This is a genomic window from Paraburkholderia mimosarum LMG 23256 = NBRC 106338 (assembly GCF_000739815.1).
GTDB classification, from domain to species: domain Bacteria; phylum Pseudomonadota; class Gammaproteobacteria; order Burkholderiales; family Burkholderiaceae; genus Paraburkholderia; species Paraburkholderia mimosarum.
Genome location: NZ_BBJJ01000366.1, coordinates 1 through 603, shown reverse-complemented (window position 1 = coordinate 603; position 603 = coordinate 1). Strand labels below are relative to the sequence as shown.

Annotated in this window: 1 pseudogene; it reads right to left on the bottom strand. The window is 64.0% G+C overall.

Annotation, left to right across the window (positions count from 1 at the left end):
* A pseudogene (locus BMI01S_RS37910) lies at window positions 1-603 on the bottom strand (hydroxymethylglutaryl-CoA lyase); the annotation flags it as partial.

Sequence of the window (603 nt, the reverse complement as noted above, 5' to 3'; positions counted from 1 at the left end):
TACAGCGCTTCGCCAGGCAGCGCCTCGGCGAGGATGCTACGGGCAGCGATGAGCCTGTCGATGTCGACGCCCGTGTCATAGCCCATCGCTTCGAGCAGGAACGCGAGGTCTTCGGTCACGATGTTGCCGGTCGCGCCCGGGGCATAGGGGCACCCGCCGAGACCTGCCTGGCTCGAATCGATCGTCGTCACACCGGCGTCGAGCGCCGCGACCACGTTGGCCAGTCCTTGCCCGCGTGTGTTGTGAAAGTGCGCGCCGCCAGCCTTCGCGCCGAATTCGGCTTGCAGACGACGGAACAGACGGCGAACCTGCGCCGGATTCGCATAACCGCTGGTATCCGAAAGGCCGATTTCGTCGACACCGCACTCGGCCATTGCCTCGCACACGCGCATTGTCTGGTCGTCGCTCACCGGGCCCGCGATGGTGCAGCCGAAGGCAACCGAAACGCCGGCCTCGATCTGCACGCGAGGGAACTGTTCGTTGCGAAGCGCGACGATATTGCGGACTTCTTCGATCATCTGCCCGGTGGTTTTGCGGATATTGGCCAGCGAGTGTTCGTCGGTCACGGAAACGGGCAGCGTGACTTTATGCACACCTGCTTCG